Source organism: Candidatus Schekmanbacteria bacterium, assembly GCA_003695725.1.
Classification (GTDB): domain Bacteria; phylum Schekmanbacteria; class GWA2-38-11; order GWA2-38-11; family J061; genus J061.
Genome location: RFHX01000261.1, coordinates 1 through 4,151, shown reverse-complemented (window position 1 = coordinate 4,151; position 4,151 = coordinate 1). Strand labels below are relative to the sequence as shown.

Annotated in this window: 2 protein-coding genes; both read right to left on the bottom strand. The window is 39.0% G+C overall.

Annotated elements, in window-relative coordinates; genetic code table 11:
* Nucleotides 1–22: 22 nt before the first annotated feature.
* Nucleotides 23–3,346 (bottom strand): insecticidal toxin protein, encoded by a 3,324-nt coding sequence (locus D6734_10165; GenBank protein ID RMF93400.1) that lies wholly within the window; start codon nt 3,344–3,346, stop codon nt 23–25.
* Nucleotides 3,343–4,151 (bottom strand): hypothetical protein (locus D6734_10160; GenBank protein RMF93399.1); only part of this gene is annotated, 809 nt, incomplete at its 5' end. The genes D6734_10160 and D6734_10165, both read right to left, overlap by 4 nt.

Below are 4,151 nucleotides of genomic sequence, written 5' to 3'. Positions count from 1 at the left end.
TCCCAAATATTAGTTTAAATATTTAATCTTCTCTTTTCCATTTTATTGCTATCCAAAGGTCAGAAATTTGGTTACTATTGAAACGTAATTTAAGCTCACCCGTTGGACTACCTGTTGGGCTAATATTTCCATGTAGAAGATTTGTGTCTGGGTCCAATTGTAATTCTGATCCATTACATTCAATGGTTATTCCTGTTTGACCTTCTTCTGGACGAGCAAAAATTTCAATGCTTTCTATACTTGATACAAAATTCTTAGCCCAGAAAGGATAGTGTTCTGGTTTTAATTGAAGGGTTAACTCGCATGAGCCGCCTTCGCAGGTTTGATTCTTGAACTTGTTCCATTCAGCCGGGAACTCGTGCCTTATTGAAAAGAGGCGTATGTTTCCTGAAAACTCTCCATTATCGATTTTGTCTTTTAAATTTTTCATTGCGGCGTTACGGAGCGGTTCACCACCCTCTCTTGCCGTATATCTAATATGTAAGATAACATCACTTATAGTATCGTAGTCGAACATTTGAGGATCATCTTCTTGCGGTCTTGCAGGAAGTTCAATCATCCACTCGCTGATAACACCTGAATTTTCAAATGGAAGATAGCGTTCATCCCTTAGATTAGTCTCAAAAAGACCTGTATCGTTTTGAGCACTGCTTGCAACTATAGATTCAATACTTCCATAGTAATCAGAAAATCTTGAGTCTTCGCTTCCTTGTCTGGCGTATCCTTCTCCTACGGAAGGAGTTTTTCTGATACTGCTTTTAAGCAGTGTGAGTTTGCAGTTTATGCTGACATGTGGTCCTGTTACAGAAGGAATGGTAACCGCTACTGTCTTTATTCTTCTGAAGTAATGACCAGGAGCATCCATATCAAATAGCTCTTCAGGTAGTCTGACAATGCATTTGCCTGTGTTTCTCAACATTATCAAAGCAATCGGGTCTATTTCTCTGAGGCTTACATGCTTTATGAGTTCATATTCTCTGCGGTTATTTTCGTGATATGCCATTTCCATTCTCTTGAGGTCAAGATAAAGCTTTTCTCCGGCAAGAAGTCCTTCTTTACCTGCAAGATAATCGTATTTGATGAATGTTAAACTATCATCTCCCAGTTCATGTTGAAGTGCTCTTTCCGCCTTCTTTGCAATGTCAAAGGCAAAGTCAAAACAGCGCGTATATAGCCCTCTTGTTTCTCTCTTCATCCAGGCATAAAGTGCTTTATTCGTCTTTTTTCCTTTCAGATTTGTGCCATCGGCATTTAAAAACTCTTCAATTTCTTTAGCATGCTTCATCTGGACCCTGTGGGCATTAAGCTCATATTCTGCAATCGCTTCTCTGATTTGAGCAGCCCTGTATTGTTTAAGTATCTGCCTCATCTCAGCAAGAGCAAGGTTGCTCTGAAATGTCCATTCCTGCTCCCTGCGGGCATAGGAGCCTATTTTTGCAGACCTATTGGCTTCGTATGTTAATGTAGATGCATCAATATTTTTTGATTCCGCTATTAAGGAAAGTTCAGTGGATAAAGCACGTCCACCAAATTGAAGTAACGCACCTACACCTATAGGAGCACCCATGGTTCCAAATTCAGGAATAAGTGCCAAGATTTTTGCGATTAATGAATAAGTTGAAGCCTCATTTTGTAAATCATGAGCATAATCTAAATAATTTAATTCTTTAGCTTCGTAATTACTCAAAATTACACCTTTTTTAATATCTGTCATACCTTTTGCAATATCAATCTTAATTTCCCTATCCATGGTGTCAGGAATATCCTCTTCCTGAGAATATGCCATATTGTCAAGTTCCTGTCTTTCCAGATCATTTAAGACATCAAAGATATTTTTATCTATATCAGCATTAATTTTACTTTTCTCTCTTCCAAGTTGTCTTTCATAATACTCATAGCGAACTGCAGCCAGAGCCAAGGATTTTTCTAAAGCTTCCCTTGATTTTTTAGCCTCCTGAAGTTGCGCATATTTTGTATGTTCAACCATTTCAAGAACCTGCCTTTCATGCTTTGCCCTGAGTATTGCGATAGCCTCTGCATCTTCCTTTTCCATTGCGGTTAAAAGCTGACCACCGAGGGATTTTACTTCCTGTGCTATTTCTAAAGCCTTTTGAATAAGAAAAGTAAACCTTACTATAGGTAAAGGCTGATTTATACCTCTTATTACTGCTCCTACATCAAGCCCTGCAGCTGCAGCCCTTGCAAGTAGGGCAGGATCAATAGGCGGTGCAAAAAGTGGAAGCCTGCGAAATCTTCCTGTAATATCCATGCTGTTACGAATCTTGAACAGTCTGTCTGCAACAATATCCCAGTAGGAGAGGAGTTTTTCATTTGGAGGAACACAGAAATAAAGGGTTTTTGCAATGTTTTTAAGAATAGGAGTGGATGTATCGCTGACTTTCCCTGAAGGAGAGAAAAAAACAAAAGGTATGTCAGCTTCAAGGTCAACAAGGGTATTGCTGAATTCATCCAATTGATCCTTGATACTTGCATAGGTCTGAGGTCTATTGGCACCTTTTTTAGGAACAGGTTGAGGTTTTGGACCAAGGATATTTGCTGCCATAACATATATCTGGAGTGCCTCGTCCACACTTTCGGGTGTGTCCTGACGGAAGAGAAAGTCTCCCCAGGAAATAAGGTTGTCAAGATATGCCATAACCGCCTTATACATGTAAGCCCACTGGCGGTGTCTTGCAATCACATGGGGACGGAACGGTTTCTCCCTCCATTCCTTGAGGGATCTTACTACCTCTTTGGAAAGTTCAGAGTCAGGGTCTTTAGATAACTCTAACAGAACTTCTTCAATTTTCTTAGGGGTCATTTCAAGGAAGGGTTTTACCTTCCAGAATCTCTGAGGTGTGGGATTGTTACTGTCGTCTGTTGGATCAAAGATGTAATGAAGCCATTTCTGTGCTTCGGCAAATCTATTGTTTTTGCTCAAATGGAGGGCAATGAGAAGGGGAGCATGGTAGAATAGTTCCCAGTTATAGACTGAATAAGCCCCACTTATTGAAAAATCTAAATCTTTGATAGGATAAGGTTTTTTAACGATATTAGTTGGCGAATACTGGTCTTTAAAGAATTCTTCTTTCATTGCTGGCTCAAACTTATAATGCTCATTCTCTTTTTTGAAATTTCCATCCTCATCCTGCTTCATAAGTCCATCTATTCTTTCTCTTATCAGTTCCTGAATGAGTCGGGTTACATAGGGGTGCTGGTGGAGATAAAAACGGCATTTCCACTGCTTGACTTTGTAGGATGAAGTTGGGATTTTTACTTTTTCACCAATCTCTTCCTTTACCAAATCTATATTATTGTGAAAATTATTAAATATTTTTCCGTTCATCTTATCTCCCTCCTTAAAATGTTTGTTATTCCAATTCCAGAACTTAAAATCCCTTCTCTTCCGATGATGCTATACCCGGCGGTCACGGCGCCAAACTCTTTTGCTGGCATAGATACCATGCCGTTTTTACCTATAGCTTTTCCTCCGTAATCAATTACAGTATTAGGATAAGTAACAGGGTCAAGGGGCTTTGAAATACGGAACCGGCTTCTTGGGTCAATAGGTGATTCAGGAATCTCAACTACTGGAGGTATTGCTATTTCTATATCTGGAATTGCAGGAACATATTCCGTTTTATCTAACCAATTCTTTAATCTATCATCAATTTTTGTTGGCTCGAGAACCCATCCTCTAATAAAGGGAATTTCAACTTCCTCATATCCCGGTTCTACAAAGAATGTGTGCTGGTCATCCTGGTAGAAGAAGGGTGCGGTATCGATATGTGGTGAGTTGTATAGAGCGTTATTGGGTAGAAGAAGATTATAGTGTTTTAGAGATCCTAAGATAACATCGTGTGGAGGTAACTCTTCAAATGGGTTCTCAGCAAATATCCTACCTAATTGTTCGTTAGTAGAAGTTACATAACGGGTAATTTTCTTTTTACTGGGATTGTAAGAAATAAAGATATTAGGTTCGTCTCTTTCAGGAGGTTCTTTTGATTCTGGAACAGCATTTCTCCCTGCCATATAGAAAGAGCAGTTTACAGGATAAGGAGAATCAAATTCTTTCTTTTCTAATTTGGAATCTACACCACTATACTCATAAGTAGCACATTTAACTGGTAAATAGAGAGCAATGTAAATAC